This is a genomic window from Streptomyces rishiriensis (genome assembly GCF_003112535.1).
GTDB lineage: Bacteria > Actinomycetota > Actinomycetes > Streptomycetales > Streptomycetaceae > Streptomyces > Streptomyces rishiriensis.
On record NZ_BEWA01000022.1, the window covers coordinates 158,443 to 180,256 of the forward strand.

The window sequence follows — 21,814 nt, forward strand, 5'->3', positions numbered from 1 at the left end:
GCCTGACGGCACGAAAGGCTTTGGTCCGGGCGTCAGAGATCATCTGCTGAACCGGTTCTCGACCGGCCGCTCATAACCCCATGCTCTTCGCGACGACCTCCCGTTGCATCTCCGTCGTCCCTGAGAAGATGTTCAGCGGTATGGCGTTCTGCAGCTGCTGGCCGATTCCGTCTGCTGCCAGACACCCCCGCGCGCCGAACACCTGCACCGCGTCCAGCGCGTTGGCTACGGCGGCCTCGGCGACTGCCGTCTTGGCCAATGCGGCCGCCTCCACGGCCGGCCGGCCTTGGTCGAGGTACCAGCACGCGCGGTACAGAAGCAGGCGGCTGGTTTCCAGCCTCAGTTTCATGGTGGCGAGCCGGTGGGAGATCGCCTGGAAGTTCCCGATGCTGCGGCCGAACTGCTTGCGGCTCCTGGCATGGTCCACGCACTGGGCCAGTTGACCCTCCATCGCACCCAGGTAGATCGCGGGCAGACAGGCGCGTTCCCAGGTCATGGAGCGCTGGAAGACGCTGTTCCCCTGGTTCTCCGGGCCCAGCAGGTAGCGGCCAGGGACCTTGCAGTCAGTGAACTCGACCTGCGCGGCGGCGCAGCCGTTCAACCCCATCTTGGCCAGCAGGGAACCGACCTGCAGGCCGGGCAAAGTTCGCGGGACCGCGAACGCCGACATCCCCAGGTAACCGGCGCTCGGTGCGGTGGCCGCGTAGGTGATGAAGACGTCGGCCAGCGGGGCGTTGCTGACGAAGGATTTCCTTCCGTTCAGGACGTAGCTGTCACCGTCGGCCACGGCTGTCGTGGTGAGTCTGCTCAGGTCGGATCCCGCATCGTCCTCCGTCATCGCGTTCGCCGCGACAACAGTTCCCGAGGCCAGTCCCTGGAGCAGCTCGGCCCGCACCGGTTCGCCCGCGTGATCGGCCAGAACGGTCCCGCAGGCAAGCAGATGTGCCGCGATGCCGAAGGCGAGGCCGGTGTCCGCGCCACCGGCGCAGAACGCCTCGAGGCACAGCGCCGTGTCCAGAGCACCGAGCCCGCCGCCGCCATGTTCCGTGGGCAGGCACAGGCCGGTCATGCCGAGTTCGGCCGCGGCCAGCCAACTGTCCTTTCCAGCGATTCCGTCGGGTTCCGTGGCCGGAAGCTTGCCGGCGCCTGCGCGCATGTGGTCGACGCGCTGTTGCTGCTGTGGGCTGAGGTCAAAGTCCATCGGGCCGAGCCTCCTGGTTCCGAAGGGCGGCGGTATCGAGGATTCGGATCACGGCCGCCTTGTACGTGACGCCAGGCGAGGAACCGCACAGCAGCAGGTTGTCGCCGGGGCCGACCTCGCCCGTCGACAACAGGTGGTAGAGAGCGGCGAGATGGTCGCCGGCCCCGAGGTGGCCGGTTGTCCGGCTGAACTCCCAGGTCGAGCGGTCCAGCGAGAAACCGAGGATCTTCAGGTAGGAGGCGGCCGCCTGACGCGGCATGCTGTGGATCAGGACGGTCTTGATGTCGCGGGCGTCGACACCGGCCTCGTGGAGCGCCTGGCCCACGCACTCCACGTTGTGCTTCTGGTGGCCCAGGAGGAGCTGCACCCACGTGCCGTCATCGGTCGCCCTCTGCTGGAATCGCGCGGCTCTGGCACCGTAGTCCAGAAAAGTACCGGTGGTGGCGCCGGGCGGAAAGAGCGGCTCACCGGCCCGGTGGACCTCCTCCATCCCGGAGAACGTGGTGGTGCATATGGACAACAGCTCCGCGAACCCCGGGGAAGAGCCCAGCACCACCGCGCCCGCGCCGTCACCCAGGTAGGCCATCCCTTCGCCGGGGTTCCATCTGTCGATCAGCGGGGTGCCAAAGTTGTCACTGGCGGTGATCAGCACCCCGCCGGCATGAGGTGCGCATTTCACGTAGGGGACGGCCAACTCCAGTGCGCTGAAAGTCCCGTTGCAGCCATGCCTGAGTTCCACGGCGAGCAGATCGTCACCGAGCAGGTGCCGCTGGAGATAGTACTGCGGCCCCCATCCGTCGGGTCCCTGGTGCCAAACCCCGGTGTGGAGCAGCAGTCCGATGTCATCGGCGCTCAGTCCACTGCTGTGGAGGGCTTGGCGTGCGGCGATCAACGCGATCTCGGCAGGAGAGACGTCACCGGCGACGGACACGCCGGTGATTCCGGAGGCGTCAGCAGATTCCTTCGAGACGAGCCCCTGCCGCACCGCGGCATCGACGCTTTTCGTCTTGGGCCGGAAGACTCCGATCCCGGCCAGGTACGTACCCGATGTCCGCATGGGCCGGGCCCTATGCCTCGGCAGCGGCGGCGGGGCCGCCGTCCCGTCGCAGGACGAGATCCGCGAGGGAACGTAGCGAGATCGCTCCGCCCAGACGGGTATCGGCCGTCCAGTCGATGTGGAATTCCCTGCCCACGTTGTCGAGGAGCAGCGCGAGCGTGAGCGAGTCCACCCCGAGGCTCACCAGCGGTGCGGTGGCAGACATCGCCACCCCCGCCGGCCGCTGGTCCCAGACGTCGTTCAGCAGCATTTCCAGGCGAGTAAGGACGTGCTCGAGCTCGGTGCGTCCAGTGACCATGTCGCGTAGTTCCCGTCGATTGTGTTGCCGCGGAGAAGAGTCGCAAGACAGTGCCAGCACGACATCCGCAGCAGTCCTGCCTACTGTCGACCCTGCGACGCGTGCTGCGGTCGCAGGACATCCTGGCTGTGCTCGAGGACCAGGGCCACCAGGTCCTGGGCCACCTCGGTCGGTTTCGGTCGGCTCGCGTTCTCTTCGGCGAGTCGTGCTGAGATCGCCCGGTGCGGGCCGTCATCGACGATCAGCGCGCAGGCTGCTGTGATCCGCGCCAGGTCATCGGTGTCGTGCGGCAGGCTCGTGCCCGCGCCGACCGCGATGATCCGCTCCGCATTGGCGAAGTGGTCGGCGAAGTGCGGGACGACCAGTTGCGGCACGCCGAACGCCGCCGCCGCCATGGTGCTCCCGGAGCCACCGTGATGCACGATCGCGGTGCAGGTCGGCAGCAGGTCACACAGCGGGATCCTCGCCGCACGCACGCCGCCAGGCAAGTGACCCAGCAGCGACCGGTGGCTCTCGTCGATGGCGATGACCACCTCTTGGCCCAGCGCCACCAGTTCGTCCAGCAGCAGCCGCCACAGCGGTGCGACCCGCGGATTGCGCCGAGGCAGGGACGTGCCCAAGGTCAGGCATACCCGGGGCCGTGGCGACGGCCCGGCCAGTAGCCAGTCGGGCACGACGGCCGGGCCGTTGTAGGGCACATACCGCATGGGCATGGGCATGGTCGCCACCGCATCCGAAGGCTGGAGGCTGTCGGGGCACACGTCGATCGTGCCGGCCGGCTCTGCCCACGGGGACAGCCCGCGTACCGCCAGTTCTGAGTCCAGGGCCGCGGCCGCGGCGCTCAGCAGTCGCTCCGGTGGGATCAGGCCGTAGGAGTGCCGCACCCAGGGCACGCCCGCGATCGTCGCCGCGGCAGGCCCGGCCAGCTCCATGGGTTCGGCAATCACCAGGTCCGGGCGCCATGCGTCGACGAGTGCACGGACGGCGGCCAGCGCTCGGACACCGATCTCGGCACACCGGTGGCCGGTCCTCTCAGCCGGGCTCACCGGACCGCCGGACAAGCCGAGCAGGCCGGACAGGCCGGACAGGCTGACCGGTTTGAACAGCTCGACCGGGTCAACAGGGTCCCGCACGGCCGCGGCAGGCAGTCCGGCTCCGGTCACCACCGGGAGGAACTCACGGTCGGTGGCGACCAGCACGGTGTGCCCTGCTGCCTGCAGCGCCCAGGCGAGCGGCACCATGGGAAACAGGTGGCCGATACCGGGCAGGCTCGTGAACAGCACTCTCATCGAATGACTCACCTCACCTGTCCACCAGCACGTCCGGGCCCTCACCGCGAGCCTCGGCGCTGACCTCGCGGATCCGCAGCCGATCCGTCTTCCCGGTGTTGTTGATCGGGAACTGCCGCCAGCGCACGAACCGGACCGGAGCGTGCGTCGGGGTCATGGTCTGCGCGACGTGGTCGCGCAGAGCGGCGAAACTCGGGGCGTCCTCGGTACTGAGCACGACGGCGGCGTGCAGTTCCTCGATCAGGTCCGGCCTGCGGTGGCCGTACACGCACGCATCCACCACGCCGGGACAGCCGACGAGCACCTTCTCCACCTCGGTCGGACTGACTCGCGTGTCCTGCACTTTGACCATCTCGTGCATCCGGCCGAACAGCCGCACGTACCCGCGTTCGTCGACGGAGCCCATGTCGCCGGTATGCACCCAGCCGTCTCGGACCACCCGCGTGGTGCCCTCGGGATCGCCGATGTAGCCGGCCATGTTGTTCGGGCTGTGCACCACCACCTCGCCGATCTCGTTGACCGGCAGGTCTCGTCCTGTTTGCGGGTCGCGGATCGCGATGGTGACCCCCGGCATCGGCCGGCCCACGGTGGCCAGCAGTTCAGGATGGTCGTGGTCGTCCTCACGGAGCATCGCGATCCGGCCGGTCTCGGTGGAACCGTAGGACTGCCACAGCACACCGGGAAACACAGTGACCGCCTCCCGCAGGCGTTCCGGCGATGCGGGACAGCCGACGTACACCAGGTGTTGCAGCGAGGACAGGTCCGTGGTGCGAACATCGGGATGATTGAGGATCGCGTAGAGCTGCGGCACACCCATGAACGTGTCGGTGACCCTGTGCGTCACGACATCTCGCAGGAAGTCGGTGGGATCGAACTTCTCACGCAGCAGCACGCTGCCGCCGGCGGCCAGCGCTATGTCGACGACCATTCCCACTGTGTGGCTCACGGCGGTCATCGCCAGATAGGTCTGCCGCGGCCGGGGTTGCCCGGCCAGGCCGACCACGGTCGCGTTCCACGCCCCGAACGGTTTGCACACCCCCTTGGGTTGACCGGTGGTACCGCTGGTATAGAGCACCATTGCCAGCTCAGGTGTCTCGGCCGGGAATTCCACCGCCACGTCCTCGACCGGCCGGCCGTCGGCGGTCACCGTGCCGGACGCCGGATGGCCGAGGCCGCACAGCACGAGTTTGTCCGGAACCGTCTCGCGGATGGTCTCGGCGAGCTGAGCGTTGCGCTCATCGAACACCAGTACAGATGCGCCTGCTTCACGCATCATCCGGACCCGGGTGGTGACCGGCAGGTCGTGGGTCACGGTGCCGTGGTTGGCGCCGGTTATGTACACGACCGATGCGCCCAGCAGGTGTGCGGCATAGCGGACGACCAGCATCCATGGGCTGTTCACCTGGGTCAGGATGGCCACCGCGTGGTCGCGTGCCACACCTGCCTCGCGCAGTGCCGTCGCGACCCGCCGTACCGACCGGTGGAGCTCTGTGCCGGTGATTACCGTGTCCCGCCACCGGACAACCGGTCGCGCGCCGTCCCGGGCCGCCTCATCGAGGATGCGGGTGACGTAGTGCTCCGGCCCGTGGTCCCTGTTCGCCACCAGTGACTACCTTTCGCGAAGTAGAGGCACTCCCGCTTGGGCAGCGGCGAGGTATATCTCCTGCCCGGTGATTCCGACGGCCTGATCGTCGATCAGAAACGCCGTCACGTGCGCGACCCCCTCCGCGTAGGAGCCCGCGCCGACGTTGACCGCCGGTTGGTGCGCCGGGGCCCGGCTGTCGACCGCGCTCTCGGCCGGCGCGATGAGGTTCACGGTGATACCGGACCTCGCCAGCTCCAGCGCCGCGGACCGGGTGAAACCGATCAACCCGGCCAGCACGGGCTGGGAGGTGCGCCAGGCGTTTCCGCCCGCGTCGACCGGCTCGGTGACGATGATGATCCGTCCCCACCGGTGATGCAGTAGGTGGCCGGCCCCGGCCTGGCAACATACGAACGCCGAGCGCAGCGCCCGTCGGACCACGCCATAGCGCTGTTCGTCCGCGAGTTCGTCCTCGGGTGACCCGTCCGGCACCGGCCCCGGTCCGACGCAGGTGACCAGCACGACGGGGCTGCTCAGCGCGCTACGCACCTGGCCGAAAGCGGCACCGACCGACCTGGTGTCGGTCAACTCGGCCTCCACCGTGACGCACCGCCTGCCGGACTCCTCGATCTGCCTGACAGTTTTGTCGGCCGCCGTGAACTCGGTGTCCAGCAGGGCGACATCGAAGCCCCGCCCCGCCAACCTGACCGCGACCGCGGGCCCCGTGTGCTCGCCGCCGCCGGCCACGACCGCGACTCCCGTCATCGCCGACCACCTTCGACGTGGATGGTCTCCCCGGTGAGGTAGCCCGATTCCGGCCGGGTGACGAATGCCACCACCGCGGCGATTTCCTCGGGCGTCCCGATCCGGCCCACGGCCGAGGACATCGCCGCCTCCAGCAGGACGGTGTCCCGATCCACGCCGAGCCGTTCGGTCAGCTCTGCCACCATCGGCGTGGCCACGAAGCCCGGTGCGATCGAGTTGACCGTCACGCCGTGCGGACCGAATTCGGCCGCGAGCGTGCGGGTGAACCCGGCAATCGCGCCCTTCGCGGTCGCATAGTTGGTCTGACCGGCATTGCCGCGCGCGGCAACAGAACTGAAGTTGATGATCCGGCCGTGCCCCTGCCGGCGCATGTGCCTCCCGACCGCGAACGAACATCGCATGCTGCCGCCGAGGTTGACGTCCAGGACCCTGTCCCACTCCTGGTCGCTCATGGTGAGCAGCAGCCGATCCTGGGTGATCCCGGCGCAGTTCACCAGCACGTCGAGGTGACCGAACTCCTCGACGGCCGAGGCGACGGTGGCCGTCACCGCCTGAGCTACGGAGACGTCACAGCCGAGCCCGCTGGCCCGTCCGCCGGCCGCACGGATGGCCGAGACGGTGGCTGTGGTGTCCTGTTCCACGCGGTCCACGACGATCACCGCCATGCCCTCCGCGGCAAGGCGCTCGGCCGTGGCAGCGCCGATGCCCCGGCCGGCTCCGGTGACCATCGCGACCGGCTCGCAAGCCACCGCTGATGCGGCGGGCCCAGTCATCACCGGGTCGCGCTCCGCGGTCGGCGCGCCGCCCCATTCCGCTCGATGTACGCAAGGGCGGGCTGTCGGGCGATCCGAGGAGAACTCGGCGCCTGGCCCGTCCTCGAATGCGTTGGCCGCGTTGACGGTGCTCATCATGTGCACGTCCCCCGGGGGGCTTCAGGCCGTGATCTTGATGGGCAGTGAGCTCATGCCGTGCAGGATGCTGGAGTAGATCCACCGCTCTTCGCCGATCTGCTCCAGGTCGCCCACCAGCCGGCGTAATCCGTCGAGCACGGCGTAGACCTCCATCCGGCCGAGGTAGTGGCCGAGGCAGTAGTGCGAGCCGTAGGCGAAGGTGAAGTGCTTGTTCGGGGTGCGGGCGAGCTTGAACTCGTCCGCCGCGTCGAAGACGGTCTCATCCCGGTTGGCTGAGGAGATCCACACGCTGACCACCTCGCCGGCCTTGATCTGCTGGCCGTTGATCACAACGTCTCCGGTTGCCTTCCGGCCACCGTGCAGCGAGGGCACGGTCCACCGCAGTGCCTCCTCGGTCGCCGTCTTCAGATCGACATCGCCATTCTTCAGGGCTCGCCATTGGTCGGGATTCTCGATCAACGCGAGGACCGTGCCGGTGATGGCGTGTCTGCCGGTCTCGTCGCCGCCGATCATCAGCCCGTAGCAGTTGGCTATCTGCTCGGCCGCATTGAGCGGATGGCCGTCGATCCGGCAATTCGCCAACAGGCTGACCATGTCGTCCCGGTCACCACCACGACGCTCCTTGAGCAGTTTACTGAAATACAGGAGGATCTCGTTCTTGGCGACCCAGCTCTCCTCAGGAGGTTCGTCCGCGTAGTCCGTGCTCCACGCGTGCGCGGTCAAGCCGAGCAAGTATTCCCGGTCGGTCTGGGGAATTTCCAACAGGTCACAGATGGCGCCCAGCGGCACTTTCGCCGAAATGTCCCGTGCGGCATCGCATTCGCCTCGATCCAGCGCGGCCAGCAGCAGCCCGTCAACGGTTTCCCGCAGCGAGTTGGCGATCAGTTCGAGCATCTGCGGCGAAAAGCCCTTGGACAACAGGTTGCGCACCTGGTGGTGGCGCACACCGTCGGTGACCGCGAGCATGGCACCCGAGGCCGAGTCACCGCCGGTGAGCAAGGTGGCCAGCGCGTTACCGTTCTCCGTGGTGAAGTGCGCCTTGTCCTTGTACACCTCGTTCACGTCGGCATACCGGCTGATCACCCAGAAGCCGGGCTGCTCACCCCGTGGCTGCTGCCAGTACATCGGCCGATTGGCCCGCAGATGACGGAAGACCGCATCGAGCTCGTACTCGGCGTGCAGAATGGGCGACGCCAGGTCGATGTCCTCGAGTTCGTCGGCGGACACCATGGGACGGGTGCTCATCTCTCACTCCCCGAGGTTCGCTATCGCGGCCAGCTGCTCGATGGTCGGGTGGTCGATCACGGTCCTCGGCAAGAGCACCAAGCCGGCTTCCTGCGCTCGCTGAATGAGGTCGACAGCCAGGATGCTGTTCCCGCCCATTTCGAAAAAGTTACTGCGCACGTCGATCTCACCAAGGCCGAACAGGTCCCGGAAGATATCGAAAAGGATCTTCTCGGCGGAAGTGCGCGGTTTCTGACCGGCGGGCCTGGTGGTCTTGATCGGCGGCAGCGCGGCTCGGTCCGTCTTTCCGCTGGGAGTCACAGGAATGGCGTCGATGGTCGCATAGACCGACGGCACCATGTAGTCGGGCAGGTAGCGGCCGGCGTGCTCACGCAGTTCGCCTGCCGCGGGCGTGGTGCCGTGCGTCGGCACCACGTAGGCCAGCAGCTGCGGCCCGTCGTCTTCGCCGGCCCGCAGCACGGCCACCGCCTGCGCCACGTCCGGATGTTGGCTGAGCACGGACTCCACCTCTCCGAGCTCGATTCGGAATCCGCGCAGTTCGACCTGGTCGTCGATCCGGCCGTGGAACAGGATGTCGCCGTCGGCCCGCATGGAGGCCAGATCACCGGTGCGGTACATCCGTTCGCCGTCGGCGGCGAAGGGATTGGCCACGAACACATGCGCGGTCACATCAGGGCGGTTGAGGTAGCCGCGCGCAAGCCCGGCACCGCTGAGGTACAACTCGCCGATTTCTCCGGCCGCGACCGGTAGTAGTTCGTCGTCGAGGATGTGCACAGACACGCCAGGAATCGGCCGGCCAATAGTGACCTCGTCCGTCGGGGTCAGCGGGCCGGTCATGGTCGCGCACACGGTGCACTCGGTCGGACCGTAGGCGTTGACCAAAAGGCGTCCTGGTGACCACTGTTCCACCAGGCCGGCCGGGCACTCCTCGCCGGCCACCACCAGCACGCGCAGGTCCGGCGCCGCGTCCGGGGACATGGTCGCGACTGCGGCAGGCGGCAGCACCGCGTGGCTGACCTGGCCCTCCCGTAGGACCTTTGCCAGCGGGTCGCCGACCAGTGTGTCCGACCCTGGCACCACCAAAGTGGCACCGGAGGTAAAAGTGGCCAGCAGCTCGGTCACATAGGCGTCGAAGCTCGGCGAGGCGAACTGGAGCACCCGACTGTCCTCAGTGACCTGCATCGTGGCGACCTTGGCCGCGGCCAAGGCGGGCAACCCGGCACCGGTCAGAGCGACACCTTTCGGCCGACCTGTCGAGCCCGAGGTGTAAATCACGTAAGCCAGGTTGGTCGCGGCGAGTGAACCACCCCGTTCGTCCTCAGTCACGTCGGTGTCGGGCAGTGCGTCGAGCGTGGCAGTCTGCTCGGCCGAGTCCAGCACCAGCTGCGGCACCCCGATGTCAGCAGGCAGCTTAGGGACTGCGGTCCGGATGGTGCACAGCAATGCGGGCTCGGCGTCAGCGAGCATGTAGGCGATCCGCTGCTCCGGGTAGTTGACGTCCACCGGCAGGAACGCCGCCCCGGCCTTGGCCACGGCAAGCACGCTGATCACCATTCGACTGGATCGGGGCAGCGCCAGTGCCACCACCCGGCCCGGGCCCGCCCCCTCGCTGAGCAGCAGTCGGGCCAGCTGGTTCGCCCTGGCGTTCACCTCGTCGTAGGACAGGGTCTCGCTGTTCGAGACAATCGCCGGACTGCTTGGCCGACTGCGTACCGTCCGCTCCCACAGTTCGGCCAGCGTGGCCGATGCCGTCCTCGTTGTCGCCGACCGATCAGAAGCCTTGTTCAGACCCTTGGAGAACAAACCGCCCCCTGTTGAATATCAGCATCGTTGTACCGCCGTTAAGTCTCCATGCCATCGGAACATACTCCCCAGATAGCCGAAAAGAAATGCTGCACGAACAGGTGACTTCCGAGACAGCTTGCTCGATATCAATCTCGACGACACTCCAAGCGCTGGGAAGTCATGCATCGAACGCCTCGCGTGATGGAATCACGCCCTGGGTCTGCCGTGAAGCGCCTGACTCCTTGAACATCTTGGACAGCCACAGAGGTTGAATGGGTGCTGTCGGTGGGCTTGATGTTGTTGATCGCTGAAACGAGCGGTTTCTACTCGTCACCCATCGCCGGCTGCAGGCTCAACGGTCGCATGTCCGTCCAATGCTCGTTGACGTAATCGAGGCACTCTTGCCGCGACGCCTCATCGAGAATGACGGTCCACCCCTTGGGAAGAGCAGCGAACGAAGGCCACAGAGAATGCTGCCCCTCGTCATTGACCAGGAGCAGATAGACGCCGTTCTCGTCATCGAACGGGTTCGTCGCCATTACATGCGCCTCCGTAGATCTCATCGCTGGAGAACCGACCTGTCGGTCCTGCAGGCAGGTGTACCGGACTGCCGCGACCTCGAAAACGTGTTGCGGAGAATACTCATCTGCCTTCTCGAACACCACCGCCACGGCACGTTCACGTACCTCACGAGAGTGCCTCGGAGACCGAGCCATCTCTCCATCGTCTTCATCGCACCGGGGCGGTTCAACATTCCAGGCCCGGCCTGGTCACCAGGATGCCGACCGTCGACGTTCGACTGTGTGGTGGCGTTCAACCGTATGGTTCGAGCAGTTGAACGTCCCGCAGCGGCCGGATCGGACGGTACGTCTCCGTCAGGCGGTGTCTCGGCCCGCGAGCCGGTCGGCCAGATGTTGCCATGCGGCGGCGCACTCGCGGGCCATGTCGATCACCATGACCCGACAGTGTTCCGGCACACTGTCCGCGATCTGGGCAATCTGCTCGACGCTGCCCGGGGCGGCGCCGCCAAGCAAGCGGAGCAAGTGTCGGCCGACGTCGTTGAACCGCAGCGATGGGTTGTTGCGCAGGCTCTGCAGCACGCGGCTGTAGTCCGGACCGGTTCGCTGCGTCGCCGAGGCCGGGCGTGGTGTCAGGGCTGCCTGCTGCAGGGCGGTTATGGCCGGCTCGCCTCGCCGCAGTCTCGCGCGCACATTGCTGGCGGTGCCCACCGAGATCCGCGCCGCTTTGGCTACTTCGCGAACCGACGCGTTCGGGTTCTGGGCCAGCAGCTCGCTCGCACGCCGGCGTCCTTCCGTGCCGTCCTTGGGCCGAGTCCGGCCATCCTGCCCGGTTCTACGCTCGAGCGTGCCAGCGATGGAGTGCGATCTCAGAGACGCGACAGTGCTGGCCGCCAGTCCAGTGGTACGTGCGATCTTGCGGTCGGACCAGTGCGGGTGCGAATCCATGATCCGCGCGGCGGCAGATTTGCGCTCAGCCATCGTCAACGGCAGGCCGTGCGCACGATTCAACTCAACCGCGAGGACAAACACATCGGCTGAGGCGTCATCGATGAAAACGACCTCGATCCATTCGTCGCCACGAAAACGAGCTGCCCGCAGTCTGTGCATTCCGTCGATGACCCGCCGTGTCTCACGGTGCACGACAATCGGCGGCAGGACCTCTTCCGTTTCGACCAGTGCACGAATGTGTTCCGTACTTTCACCGGACCGCAGTAGTTGTTGCGACGGAAACAACGAACCGATCGGAACCCGTTCCCCTTTTCCGATTGCTTTAGGTAGAATCGACGTCATCTCCTCATCACCGCTGTTACTCATATGACCCCCCCTAGGACATAATGATCTGGCTTGGATCAGCGCGTGTAGGACATGGGTGACCAGACGCAGGTCTTGGCCAGGCTCAGCAGCATCAAATCACGTTCATCGCTCGTTACAACGATTGCCCGAATAGCTCAATTCGGTCCGCGTCCAGATCGATCACGGCCACGCCTGACGTATGAACATTCGCACGGTGTGCGGAATCGTCGGCTCTACCCGGCGCGGCCTGTGAGTGGTTGACGGTGAGCCCATCCCCGACTGCCCCCCTTCGATTCTAAGCCACCGACATCGGCGCCCTGGAGGTCATCGGCGCCGTGCATGTCGAGTTCTTCGCGCGCCGGTGCGGCCCGGCGACGCCGGTGTTGCGCGAGTGCTCACCGAGAAGGGCGTGCCGCATGGTGAACGGAAGGCCGGATTCGAGGAGTTCGGTCGAGTTGACCGCCCTCCCCGATGTCAGGCGTCCGCCGGCCACTTCCTACGACGTAGTTCGTGCAAGAGGTCCTCGGCGTTGCACGGAGTGACGGAAATGGTGACCGTGAGGTCGAGGCTGTGCAGCCGCTGCGAGATGTTGCTGCCGTGCATCCCCACCCCGGCGCCGGCCACGTCGCTGACGGGGCGGGCCGGCTCCGTCGGCCGGTCGCCGACGGAAACATCGATGCCCGCGAGTGCGGTCTCCGTGGCAATCCCGTACCTGCCGGGAACGCGGTTGCAGCCATCGATGCGACGCTGGACGAACTTCAGCAGATGACCGTCGGACTCCGCGGGCGAGCCGCCGCCGCCCGCGACAGCTCCGAGTGTCTCCAACAGGCCCGTCAGGTCGCTTTCCGCAGGTCATCCTGCGCCGTGAGGGAACCGGCTCCCGGCCGTCCCACCCGTGGATGACCACCCACCACAGGGGCAAGGTCACAACCCAGTACTTCCCGTTCACGCCAGCGCGAGACCTTCACTCCCGCCACGTCGACGGAGGAGCGAGCGGCTCCCCTTGACCGGTGAGACGCGACCACCGGTGTCACCTGGCCCGGTGGCACGGCGACCACCGCCAGGTCCACCGCTCCCGACGGTCCCTCGGCCGTGCGCATTGATCTCCCGCAATCCCTTCGGGGCCGCCACGCAGCAGTGTCGTCGGGCACCGACATCGCATGGGCGCATCCGGTCAAATGGCCTCGTCGACGACGAATAAGATCCAGTCCGTCAGAGTCAGATTGCTCCCCCGCGCCGCCTCCCTCCACCGTTCGAGACGTAACTCGTCTAATTGAAGGCTGAGCTGAACATGGCGCCGCAGATCATCTTCTTCGCCCGATATGCTGGCCCGGATCTGTTTGCGCAGCTGGTTCCTGGACCAGTTCAGTCGAACCGCGAAGTCGAGCCAGTGATCCTGTTCGGCTTGCGAGAGAGATGCCACTTCCATGTGATGTTGGAACGTGAGTCTGTCTCGCCGGCGGGACGGCTCGAATTTTCTCGCCACCCAGGCGTAATTTCGCAGCGTCTGGTAGTCGAGCTTGGTCTTCTCCATCGCCCGGCGGTATCGGTCACCATACTGGTTCTGCCCGAACACCAACCAATCACCGATCCACCAGGCCGACGAATCGCACACCGTGAGGATCCTTCCGCCGAGGCGGCACCATGCCTCCAGGGAGAGATCTTGCGGGATCTGAAGCCTGGTCCTCTCGGCCGAAACCTCCACACCAAGACAAGAGGCGTGGCTTGATTTCCTGCTGTCAACGGGGGTCGCGTCCCCTGCAGTCGGTCTCACCGGAGTGGCGCCGGACCCCCCAGCCTTCGAAGCTGTCTGACCAGACGCAACCACGATGCCTCCCGTTTCCGTCGTCAGGACAAGCATGTCGGCGGAGCCTCGGCCCGTCTCAGACATGCTGCTTCGACCGACCGATCGTCAGATTACTGACTTCGATCCTTCATGAGGAGCCGTCGGCCTGCTGACGGGCCGAGTTCAGCCATCGCCGGACCAGCCCGTCCTCCGTCACCCCTGCCCACAGCATTGCGCGCAGAGGTTTGAATGCCGGCCGGTCGCAGACGCGTTCCTCGACCGCTTGCATCAACTCCTCATGCGGAATCTCCTCATAACAGTCGGCGATATCCGTGTCCACCCCTCAGCGCCTGCCCCGCCATGCCTCATCGATCAAGACGTGGAAAGCATCGTGCGCCCCGCGCCTGGGCCTGGGCCTGACCCGAACGAGCACGGGAGCATGCGTGAACCAGAGGCGGCGGACCGCTGGACCTGGCTGGTGATCATCGCGCACACCCAGCTCCGCCTCGCCGCCCCGCTCGCCACCGACCAGCGCAAGCCCTGGGAGAAATCCACCCACCCGGCGTCGCTCTCACCCCGCCTGGGCGTCGACGGACTCGATGCGCTCGGCCACCTCATCGAGCAGTCCGCCCGTTCCGCAGGCCGGGTCGTGGACCGTGCGGAGCAGACCGGGCAGCGCGAACCGTCTGTGGGCCGAACTCGCGGCGGGCCTCGGCAACGGATGGCACCGTCTTCCTTTTCTCCGCGTAGGTCTGCGTGAGAGCGCGGACGGGCGCTCTCGATAGCCTGACCATCTGCTGCACGGAGTGTCCATGTGTCCGGCTGGTCCGACGGCTTCCGACGGAAGTGATGAGGCTGTGATGAGTGAACCGACAAAGCCCGAGGTCGACGTTCCAGAGGGCGACGCGCCTACCGAGCTGACCATCCGGGACCTGATCGTCGGTGACGGGGTCGAGGTCAAGCCGGGCATGGTGGTCAGGGTCCACTATGTCGGGGTGACTTTCGAGTCCGGGAAGGAGTTCGATGCCTCCTGGGATCGGGGCCAGCCGTTCAAGTTCGCCGTGGGCAGTGGCAAGGTCATCAAGGGCTGGGACCGAGGGGTGAGAGGGATGAACGTCGGCGGTCGGCGCGAGATCATCGTTCCTCCGCGTCTTGGATACGGCAATCAGTCGCCTTCGCCGTTGATCCCGCCGAGCTCGACCCTGGTCTTCGTGGTGGACCTGCTGGACGCGTATTCCAGCGCAACCGGGTGGAGCAACGCCCAGCGGGGGCACGGAGTCATCCCAGGGCGGGCGGAACCCTAGACGCAATACCGGTGATTTAGGTTGTTTTCCGGTGGGTCGGCCTGGCCTTGGTCGCCCCGACCAGGGTCACGTAGGGAGTGTCCGGCCGGGGCGGATTGTGGTGCTCGGCGCGTTTGAGTTTCCAGTTGGACATCTTGCGTTTGATGACGCGCGGGCTGGAGCGCAACCGCCGGGGTGACAAGAGCCGTTCGCGGATCTCATGCAGGGCCGTGACCAGTGCCCGGGCCAGCCGGGAGGGGGGAAATGCCGCCTGGTCGGTGACGTGGCGGCGGACGACGCGCAGGGTGCGGGTGAAGGAGATCCGGTCCGGGTCCTGCTCGGATTGATGTGCGGCCTGGTGCATCAGGTCACGCAGGGCGTGGTGCACCAGCAGGAAGGCGAAGATCTCCTGCTCGGCGCCGCGGGGGTGCTGAGAGCGTAGGACGAGGCGGGGACCTCCGAGATGGGTCTTGATCTCATCCAGCGTGCTCTCGATCTCCCATCGCTGGGCGTACAGCGCGGCCAGCGACGCGGCCGGGGCGGCCTTCGGGTCCAGGATGGTGGTGATCAGCCGGTACACGGTGTCGCTGCCGTCGCGGCCGAGGGTGTACTCGATCACGCGGACCCGGGCCGGGTCCGCGCGACGGTTCTTGTCCCGGGCCGCGACGATCTCCGAGAGGTAGGAGCCGTCCTCCAGCAGGGTCCGGACGGGGAGTACGGCGTCGTTCTTGACCCGCCACAAAAGGTCGGCGCCGGTTGCGGCGGCTGCCCGCCACAGGTCGAAGCCGCGAAAGCCCCGGTCGGCCAGCAGTAGCATCCCTGGCGTCAGTGAGCCGAACAGGCGCTGGGCCAGCTCGGTTTCATGGACGGCCAGCGGTCCGGCCTCGGCTGCGAAGACTGCGTGTGTGCCGCACTCGGCCAGCGCTGCGAGCCGCACCTGCGGATAGGCGCTCTTCTCCTGTCCGCGGCTGACTCCCGGTCGGCCGAAGAAGGCGGCATTGGCCTCGGTGTCCGGCACGTCGAAGGTGGTTCCGTCCACCGCGACCAGCCGCCACCCCCGGTACCAGGCCCCGCTCGTGTCCTCGGTCGCCACCGGCCGGCACACCCGGGCAAACAGTGCCCTCAGCGGCTCCGGGCCCAGCCGCAGACGGGCCCGGCCGATCGCCGCGGTGGTCGGCACCTGCCAGGTCCCCTTCCACCGGCCCATCCGCTCCAGTCCGTGCGTCAGGAGCCGGGCGACCTCCTCATAGCCCTGCCCGGAGAACAGGCACATCGCCAGCACGAAATAGACCACCACCCGGGCGGGCAGCAGCCGCTGGCGCTGCTCGACCCGGCCACATCCCGCAACCACCTCATCCACCAACTCCGGCGAAAACGCGCGGGTCAGCACCCCAATCGCGATCCGATCCGACAACCGGTCATCCGACGACGACTTCACCTGTCCGGGCCTTGGCACACCACACCCAGCGACCCCGAAGCCCCAAAGTCACCGGTATTGGGTCTAGGGCCCAGGGTGGCGTCGTTCAGTCGGTGTGTGTGGGTTGATGGTGTTTCAGAAGTAGGGGGTGAGCTGCGAGGTGGCCGCCCGGGGCTGGGACGGAGGCAGGCGCGGCTCCCGGTGATCATGAGGTGTCGAGTCCCTGATCACGACGGCGGAAGACCGTGCCTGCCTGCTCATCCTCGCTCATCCCCAGGTTCCTGGCCCAACTCACCGATGCCGCATCGACCGCACCCGATGATCTCCCCAGCCTGCTGACCTGCCTGGCTCAGGTGCCCGACCCTCGCCGACACCAGGGCCGACGCCACCCGCTCGCCTTCGTCCTGTCCCTGGCCGCGCGCGCGGTCCTGGCCGGAGCGAAATCTCTGGCCGCGATCGCGGAGTGGGCCGCCGATGCCCCGCCCCACGTCCTGGCCCGCCTCGGTGGCCCGTGCCGGGAACCGGACCGTGGCCCCATCGCTCCGGCCGAGGCCACCGTGCGCCGCGTGCTGCAGTGCATCGACGGCGATGCGCTGGATAGGGCGGTCGGCAGCTGGCTCGCCGAGCGCGAGCGCACTGCTGTTAACGAGGCGCACGGGCAGGGCCGGCCCCTGCTCGCCCTTGCAGTGGACGGCAAGACGGTGCGTGGTGCCCGCCGCGCCGATGGCACCCAAGTCCACCTGCTCGCCGCGATGACCCAAACCGGCCTGGTCACAGCCCAGCGCGAGGTGGACGGCAGGACCAACGAGATCACCGTCTTCCAGCCCCTGCTCGCCCCGCTCGACCTTGAGGGTGTGGTGGTCACCTTCGACGCCCTCCACTCGCAAATGGGTCACGCACGCTTCCTCGTCGAGGACAAACACGCCCACTACATCGCACTGATCAAGGGCAACCAGCCCACCCTGCACCAGTGGGTGAAGGGCCTGCCGTGGCGGGAGGTACCACTCCTGGGCAAGACCCGGGCCACCGCGCACGGCCGCGACGAGATCCGCCGCATCAAGGCCGCCACTGTCACCAACATCGCCTTCCCCTACGCGGTGCAAGCCGTCCAGATTGTGCGCCGCCGGCGAATCGTCAACACCGGCAAGGTCACACTGGAACGCGTCTACGGTGTCACCGACCTGACGCCGGAGCAGGCCGACGCAGCCGAGATCGCCCGCCACGTCCGCGACCACTGGGGTATCGAGAATAAGATCCACCACGTCAGGGACACCACGTACGCCGAGGACGCATCCCACGTGCGCACCGGCACCGCACCACGCGCCATGGCATCCCTGCGCAACCTGGCCATCGGCGCTCTCCGGCTCACCGACCACACGAACATCGCCGCTGGGCTCCGCCACCACGCTCGTGACACAAACCGCCCGCTGATCACCCTCGGCATCGCGTGATCAACCCGAACACATCTGAACGACATCGCCCTGGGTCGTGAAGGCGGCAACCACGACCACGGCCCGGGGCGGAAGGCGGCGGTCAGGCGGTGAACACCTGGGCCAGGGCCAGAGTGGCGAAGAGGGCTGCCGCCACGGCGCTGATGGCATAGGCCAGTCCATCTGAGGCCCGCATGCGGTGTTCCTCAAAGTGGGTGACGCAGATGCGGGTCGGTTTCGCGGGGTCGTAGACGATGTCCACCGCGTCGCCCCGGACCAAGGTGTTCGATCCGTCCGGATTGGACGACGTGGACTCAGCTTCGACTCCCGTGCCATCGGGCAGGCAGAAGATCACCAGGACGTGGTGACGTGGGTCGGAGTCGGCGTCTTTCGTGTGACGGAAACCCGACACATGAGCAGTCGTGCGCGTCCCATGACGTCGCAGCCGGTAGACGTCCCAGGCTGATAGCCAGCAAATGATGCAGACTCCGAAGAGGATCAACGAGACGGGTACCCACACCCATGCAGCCACCATGAGGCCAGTGTAGGAACCAACGCGAACTGCGAGATGCTCTCACGAAGTTGGTGTGCGCACCGGCACCGCACCACGCGCCATGGCATCCCTGCGCAACCTGGCCATCGGCGCTCTCCGGCTCACCGACCACACAAACATCGCCGCTGGCTCCGCCACCACGCTCGTGACACAAACCGCCCGCTGATCACCCTCGCCATCGCGTGATCAACCCGAACACATCACCTGAACGACGTCGCCCTGGTCTAGAGCCTGTGCTGTCGATCTCGGCCGTCCAACGGTCACACTCCAATGAAGCTCACCGTTTCCGTCATGTCCGCCCGCCCGGTGCGCAGTTGCGGCACGCCCTCCTTCTCGAACCCCACTGAGACGCCGCAGAACAGCACGAGTCCGTCATTGGCTCCGACTGCCCGGCTGACAGTCTCCCGGTACACGGTCCACATCACCTGGGGGCAGCTGTGCAGCCCCTCGGCCCTCAACAACAGCATGACCGTCTGCAGGTACATCCCCGCGTCAGCCCACTGTCCGGGCCCCATCGTCCGGTCGAGGTAGCAGAACAGGACGGCCGGCGCCCCGAACGCCTCCGAGTTCAAGGTGGCGATCTTCCTGGGCCGGTCTGGGTCGTCGCGCTCGATCCCCAGCGATTCGTACCGCTGGGCGGCGGCAGCAGCAAAGCGATCCAGATACGGCGACGCCAGCCCGTCCGGGTACATCGGGTACTCACGTTCGTCGCCGGGGTCCCCCGCCCGTGCCCTGGCTGTCGCGGTCCGCTTGAGTTCCGCCAAGGGTTCACCGGTCACGACGTACAGATGCCACGGCTGGAGGTTCCCGCTGGACGGAGCCCGCGTCGCTGCGGTCAGCACTCGTTCGAGTACCTCCTTGGGCACGGGCTCATCGCTGAACGCCCGCACGGCCCGGCGACTTTCCACGGCCTCATACACATCCACGTCTTCGCGTCCTCTCATTCAACCGGGCCCGGCCACCGTATTCAGCCGTCAGTACCGAGCATCGCCGGGGGTTGGAAGACGTTTCGACGATCAGTCCAGTCGTTGATAGGACTGTGGGAGACAGAGGTGACTTGACGGATGCCCAGTGGGAGCGGCTGGAGCCGCTCCTACCGGTCAGCAATGGGCGTTGTGGCAGGTGGCGGGACCACCGCCAGGTCGTGAACGGGGTGCTGTACCGGATCCGCACGGGCGTGCACTGGCGCGATCTGCCGGAGCGATACGGACCATGGAAGACGGTGCATGAGCGGCATCGCCGCTGGTCGGCGGACGGAACGTGGGAGATTCTCCTGCGGCGGATCCAGGCCGAGGCGGACGCGGCCGGCGAGATCGACTGGGACGTCTCGGTCGACTCGACGTCCGTGCGCGCACACCACCACGCCGCCGGCGCCCGGCACGCTCCGCCGCCCGCCATCAAAGGGGGCTCTGCCCAGGCGGTCAGAGCCGCTCGGGTTTGGGCGGAACTGATCGACCGGCTGGCGGAGGTGGTGAGGGAGGTGAGGCGCTCGGCCGGTCGCGCGGCGGGTTCACCACCAAGATCCACCTGAGCGCGGACGGCAGCTGCCGGGTGCTCTCGCTGGTCATCACGCCCGGGCAGTGCGCGGACTGCACCCAGTTCGAGGCGGTCATGGACCGGATCTGCGTGCCGCGGCTGGCCTGCGGCACGCCACGTACGAAGCCGGACAGCGTCAGTGCCGACAAGGGCTACAGCAACCGCCGAACTCGCCGCTACCTACGCGGACGCGGCATCCGGCACGTCATCCCGGAGAAGGCCGACCAGGCAGCCAACCGGGTCCGACGCGGCAGCTCCGGGGGCCGACCGCCCGGTTGCGACAAGGACCGCTACAAGAAGCGCAACACCGTCGAACGGGCGATCAACACACTGAAGACCTTCCGCGCGGTTGCAACCAGGTTCGACAAGCGCGGCTACGTCTACCTCGGAACCGTTACCGCAGCCGCGCTCGTCATCTGGCTCCGCTCGTGATCGCCAGGACACTGCCTAGTAGGACTCCGTTAGGTTGCTCTGGCTCTTGGGTTTGGGTCGGTGGGGGATGTTCTTGGCAGGGGGCGGTGGCAGGTGGTGCAGGTGCCGGTCCAGCAGTTCAGCAGGTCCTGGATGGTGTCGAGGATCTGGTAGAGGGTGAGTTGGCTGTATCGGCTTTTGGGGCCAGACGCTGTTCGGTGAGAAATGCGTGGGCGGCGGTGACCAGGGTGACGTGGTGGTGCCACCCCGCCCAGGAACGCCCTTCGAAGTGGTCCAGGCCGAGGCCGTGTTTGAGTTCCCGGTAGTCGTGCTCGATGCGCCAGCGGATCTTCGCCAGGCGGACCAGTTCGGCCACCGGGGTGCCGGCGGGCAGGTTCGACAGCCAGTAGTCGGTGGGTGTTTCGGCGCCTTCGGGCCATTCGACCAACAGCGTGACCTCGGGCAGGACACCGTTCCACAAGCCGTCCTGCGCGGTGGCGGCGGCCTGGGCCAGACGGCGGGCCCGGACCCCGGCCGGCCGCACCCGCAGTGCCAGAAAGCGTGAGTGCATCGGCCCGCGGGAGCCTTCCCGCCAGGTCACCTCGGTGAAGGCCGGCCGCCCTTGGCCAGCGGCCAGTTCGGCCACCGAGCACGGCTTGTCCCGGTAGCGGGGCTGTGGCTTGCGGCCGTTGCCCGACCACGGCGGCGTGACCGGCTCGGCGTCGCAGCAGTGGACGGTGACATCCGAACGCACTGCCACGACGTAGCCGATGCCTCGGCCGGTCAGGCCGTCGCGGAAGTCGGCGTTCTGCCCGTAGCCGGCGTCGGCCACCACCACCGGCGGCACCAGACCCCACCCGGCCAGTTCGTCGAGGGTGTCCAGGGCCAGGCGCCACTTCTCGCGATGCCCGGTCTCTTCGGGGATCCCCGTCTTGCGCCGGCGTACGGGATCGTCCGCCCACTCCTGGGGCACGAACAGCCGCCACTGCAGCGGGACGGACGCGGCGTCGGTGACCGCGTGCACGCTCACCGCCACCTGGCAGTTGGCCTGTTTGCCCAGTGCACCGCAGTACTGGTGAGCGACGGCGACCGACATCTTCCCGTCCTTGGGGAACGATACGTCGTCGATGGCCCAGGCATCCGGGCCGATCAGCGGCACCATCCGTTCCGCGATCCGCCGCCGCACCGGCACCGGATCCCAGGTGGACTGGTTCACGAACTGCTGCAGGTTCTGCTCGTTGCCGTCCGGCAGCCGCGCAGCCATGGCCTGGATGGACTTGCGGCGACCGTCCGTCATCAGTCCCCGCAGATAGCAGTTGCCCTTGGCCCGCTGGTCCTTGCGCGGCACCGAGGCGAACACATCAGCCACGAACAACGCCAACTTCGCCCGAGCACGGTTCACTTCATGTGCGTCCACACACCCACCATGCCGCCGAACACCACCGACAGAA

At 67.0% G+C, this 21,814-nt stretch carries 21 protein-coding genes and 2 pseudogenes; 4 read left to right on the forward strand and 19 right to left on the reverse strand.

All coding sequences use genetic code 11. From position 1 onward, the window contains the following. Positions 1 to 70: 70 nt before the first annotated feature. The 15 genes from Sri02f_RS33460 to Sri02f_RS42100 form a co-directional block, all read right to left on the reverse strand. A complete protein-coding gene (locus Sri02f_RS33460; RefSeq protein WP_109005069.1) occupies positions 71 to 1,201 on the reverse strand; it encodes an acyl-CoA dehydrogenase family protein in 1,131 nt (376 codons plus the stop codon). Further along, entirely contained in the window at positions 1,191 to 2,258 is a 1,068-nt protein-coding gene (locus Sri02f_RS33465; protein ID WP_109005070.1) for a ketoacyl-ACP synthase III family protein, read from the reverse strand. The genes Sri02f_RS33460 and Sri02f_RS33465 overlap by 11 nt, the downstream gene beginning before the upstream one ends. A gap of 10 nt (positions 2,259 to 2,268) precedes the next feature. Continuing rightward, positions 2,269 to 2,556 carry a phosphopantetheine-binding protein gene (locus tag Sri02f_RS33470; RefSeq protein WP_109005071.1) on the reverse strand — a complete coding sequence of 96 codons (288 nt, stop codon included), beginning with the start codon at positions 2,554 to 2,556 and terminating at the stop codon, positions 2,269 to 2,271. Between the two features lie 80 nt (positions 2,557 to 2,636). Beyond that, positions 2,637 to 3,845, reverse strand: coding sequence for a nucleotide disphospho-sugar-binding domain-containing protein (locus Sri02f_RS33475; protein WP_109005072.1), 1,209 nt, complete (start codon positions 3,843 to 3,845; stop codon positions 2,637 to 2,639). Between the two features lie 13 nt (positions 3,846 to 3,858). After that, positions 3,859 to 5,448, reverse strand: a complete 1,590-nt coding sequence (locus tag Sri02f_RS33480; RefSeq protein ID WP_109005073.1) for a class I adenylate-forming enzyme family protein — start codon at positions 5,446 to 5,448, stop codon at positions 3,859 to 3,861. A 6-nt stretch (positions 5,449 to 5,454) separates the two neighbouring features. Further along, complete coding sequence (locus Sri02f_RS33485) at positions 5,455 to 6,192, reverse strand: SDR family NAD(P)-dependent oxidoreductase (protein ID WP_109005074.1); 738 nt, start codon at positions 6,190 to 6,192, stop codon at positions 5,455 to 5,457. Then, positions 6,189 to 6,965 carry a 3-oxoacyl-ACP reductase FabG gene (gene fabG, locus Sri02f_RS33490; protein WP_109005075.1) on the reverse strand — a complete coding sequence of 259 codons (777 nt, stop codon included), beginning with the start codon at positions 6,963 to 6,965 and terminating at the stop codon, positions 6,189 to 6,191. Before fabG ends, Sri02f_RS33485 begins: the two co-directional genes overlap by 4 nt. A gap of 159 nt (positions 6,966 to 7,124) precedes the next feature. After that, complete coding sequence (locus Sri02f_RS33495) at positions 7,125 to 8,348, reverse strand: cytochrome P450 (RefSeq protein WP_109005076.1); 1,224 nt, start codon at positions 8,346 to 8,348, stop codon at positions 7,125 to 7,127. A 3-nt stretch (positions 8,349 to 8,351) separates the two neighbouring features. Next, entirely contained in the window at positions 8,352 to 10,151 is a 1,800-nt protein-coding gene (locus tag Sri02f_RS33500) for an amino acid adenylation domain-containing protein (RefSeq protein WP_218029911.1), read from the reverse strand. Between the two features lie 305 nt (positions 10,152 to 10,456). Beyond that, positions 10,457 to 10,672 carry an MbtH family protein gene (locus tag Sri02f_RS33505; RefSeq protein ID WP_109005104.1) on the reverse strand — a complete coding sequence of 72 codons (216 nt, stop codon included), beginning with the start codon at positions 10,670 to 10,672 and terminating at the stop codon, positions 10,457 to 10,459. A gap of 336 nt (positions 10,673 to 11,008) precedes the next feature. Beyond that, a complete protein-coding gene (locus Sri02f_RS33510; RefSeq protein ID WP_218029912.1) occupies positions 11,009 to 11,968 on the reverse strand; it encodes a ParB/RepB/Spo0J family partition protein in 960 nt (319 codons plus the stop codon). 453 nt (positions 11,969 to 12,421) lie between these two features. Continuing rightward, positions 12,422 to 12,772 carry a hypothetical protein gene (locus Sri02f_RS33520; RefSeq protein ID WP_109005078.1) on the reverse strand — a complete coding sequence of 117 codons (351 nt, stop codon included), beginning with the start codon at positions 12,770 to 12,772 and terminating at the stop codon, positions 12,422 to 12,424. 8 nt (positions 12,773 to 12,780) lie between these two features. Next, positions 12,781 to 13,104 (reverse strand): prephenate dehydrogenase/arogenate dehydrogenase family protein, encoded by a 324-nt coding sequence (locus Sri02f_RS44190; protein WP_109005079.1) that lies wholly within the window; start codon positions 13,102 to 13,104, stop codon positions 12,781 to 12,783. A 17-nt stretch (positions 13,105 to 13,121) separates the two neighbouring features. Next, entirely contained in the window at positions 13,122 to 13,775 is a 654-nt protein-coding gene (gene couE, locus Sri02f_RS33530) for a coumermycin A1 biosynthesis transcriptional regulator CouE (protein ID WP_165821707.1), read from the reverse strand. A gap of 106 nt (positions 13,776 to 13,881) precedes the next feature. Beyond that, complete coding sequence (locus tag Sri02f_RS42100) at positions 13,882 to 14,073, reverse strand: hypothetical protein (RefSeq protein WP_174855758.1); 192 nt, start codon at positions 14,071 to 14,073, stop codon at positions 13,882 to 13,884. A 99-nt stretch (positions 14,074 to 14,172) separates the two neighbouring features. Here Sri02f_RS42100 and Sri02f_RS33540 point away from each other — a divergent pair, with 99 nt between their 5' ends. Together Sri02f_RS33540 and Sri02f_RS33545 are read left to right on the forward strand one after the other, a co-directional pair. Continuing rightward, positions 14,173 to 14,493 (forward strand): hypothetical protein, encoded by a 321-nt coding sequence (locus Sri02f_RS33540; RefSeq protein WP_109005080.1) that lies wholly within the window; start codon positions 14,173 to 14,175, stop codon positions 14,491 to 14,493. Between the two features lie 100 nt (positions 14,494 to 14,593). Continuing rightward, positions 14,594 to 15,037, forward strand: a complete 444-nt coding sequence (locus Sri02f_RS33545; RefSeq protein WP_109005081.1) for an FKBP-type peptidyl-prolyl cis-trans isomerase — start codon at positions 14,594 to 14,596, stop codon at positions 15,035 to 15,037. 235 nt (positions 15,038 to 15,272) lie between these two features. Here the strand turns inward: Sri02f_RS33545 and Sri02f_RS33550 are convergent. After that, positions 15,273 to 16,472 (reverse strand): annotated as a pseudogene (locus Sri02f_RS33550) (IS4 family transposase); the annotation flags it as partial. Positions 16,473 to 16,678: 206 nt separating this feature from the next. Here Sri02f_RS33550 and Sri02f_RS33555 point away from each other — a divergent pair. After that, complete coding sequence (locus tag Sri02f_RS33555) at positions 16,679 to 17,884, forward strand: ISAs1 family transposase (RefSeq protein WP_109005082.1); 1,206 nt, start codon at positions 16,679 to 16,681, stop codon at positions 17,882 to 17,884. Positions 17,885 to 17,966: 82 nt separating this feature from the next. Here Sri02f_RS33555 and Sri02f_RS33560 read toward each other — a convergent pair whose 3' ends face one another. Beyond that, positions 17,967 to 18,398: a DUF3592 domain-containing protein gene (locus tag Sri02f_RS33560; protein ID WP_109005083.1), complete on the reverse strand. Its 432-nt coding sequence runs from the start codon at positions 18,396 to 18,398 to the stop codon at positions 17,967 to 17,969. A 278-nt stretch (positions 18,399 to 18,676) separates the two neighbouring features. After that, the gene (locus Sri02f_RS33570) at positions 18,677 to 19,342 is read right to left on the reverse strand and encodes a nitroreductase (RefSeq protein ID WP_109005084.1); all 666 of its coding nucleotides are present in this window, start codon (positions 19,340 to 19,342) and stop codon (positions 18,677 to 18,679) included. 113 nt (positions 19,343 to 19,455) lie between these two features. Between Sri02f_RS33570 and Sri02f_RS33575 the strand changes: the two are divergent. Next, positions 19,456 to 20,384 (forward strand): annotated as a pseudogene (locus Sri02f_RS33575) (IS5 family transposase). Between the two features lie 118 nt (positions 20,385 to 20,502). On the opposite strand, the gene Sri02f_RS33580 reads toward Sri02f_RS33575, so the two are convergent. Next, positions 20,503 to 21,780: an IS701 family transposase gene (locus Sri02f_RS33580; protein WP_109005085.1), complete on the reverse strand. Its 1,278-nt coding sequence runs from the start codon at positions 21,778 to 21,780 to the stop codon at positions 20,503 to 20,505. Positions 21,781 to 21,814 lie beyond the last annotated feature (34 nt).

Bases quoted from the DNA above. Each gene is read 5' to 3' on its own strand.
- Sri02f_RS33475 (WP_109005072.1), bottom strand. From the start codon at position 3,845: ATGAGAGTGCTGTTCACGAGCCTGCCCGGTATCGGCCACCTGTTTCCC.
- fabG (WP_109005075.1), bottom strand. From the start codon at position 6,965: ATGACTGGGCCCGCCGCATCAGCGGTGGCTTGCGAGCCGGTCGCGATG.
- Sri02f_RS33460 (WP_109005069.1), bottom strand. From the start codon at position 1,201: ATGGACTTTGACCTCAGCCCACAGCAGCAACAGCGCGTCGACCACATG.
- Sri02f_RS33560 (WP_109005083.1), bottom strand. From the start codon at position 18,398: ATGGTGGCTGCATGGGTGTGGGTACCCGTCTCGTTGATCCTCTTCGGA.
- Sri02f_RS33465 (WP_109005070.1), bottom strand. From the start codon at position 2,258: ATGCGGACATCGGGTACGTACCTGGCCGGGATCGGAGTCTTCCGGCCC.
- Sri02f_RS33540 (WP_109005080.1), top strand. From the start codon at position 14,173: ATGCGTGAACCAGAGGCGGCGGACCGCTGGACCTGGCTGGTGATCATC.
- Sri02f_RS33485 (WP_109005074.1), bottom strand. From the start codon at position 6,192: ATGACGGGAGTCGCGGTCGTGGCCGGCGGCGGCGAGCACACGGGGCCC.
- Sri02f_RS33505 (WP_109005104.1), bottom strand. From the start codon at position 10,672: ATGGCGACGAACCCGTTCGATGACGAGAACGGCGTCTATCTGCTCCTG.
- Sri02f_RS33470 (WP_109005071.1), bottom strand. From the start codon at position 2,556: ATGGTCACTGGACGCACCGAGCTCGAGCACGTCCTTACTCGCCTGGAA.
- Sri02f_RS33495 (WP_109005076.1), bottom strand. From the start codon at position 8,348: ATGAGCACCCGTCCCATGGTGTCCGCCGACGAACTCGAGGACATCGAC.
- Sri02f_RS33510 (WP_218029912.1), bottom strand. From the start codon at position 11,968: ATGAGTAACAGCGGTGATGAGGAGATGACGTCGATTCTACCTAAAGCA.
- Sri02f_RS33545 (WP_109005081.1), top strand. From the start codon at position 14,594: ATGAGTGAACCGACAAAGCCCGAGGTCGACGTTCCAGAGGGCGACGCG.
- Sri02f_RS44190 (WP_109005079.1), bottom strand. From the start codon at position 13,104: ATGTCGGTGCCCGACGACACTGCTGCGTGGCGGCCCCGAAGGGATTGC.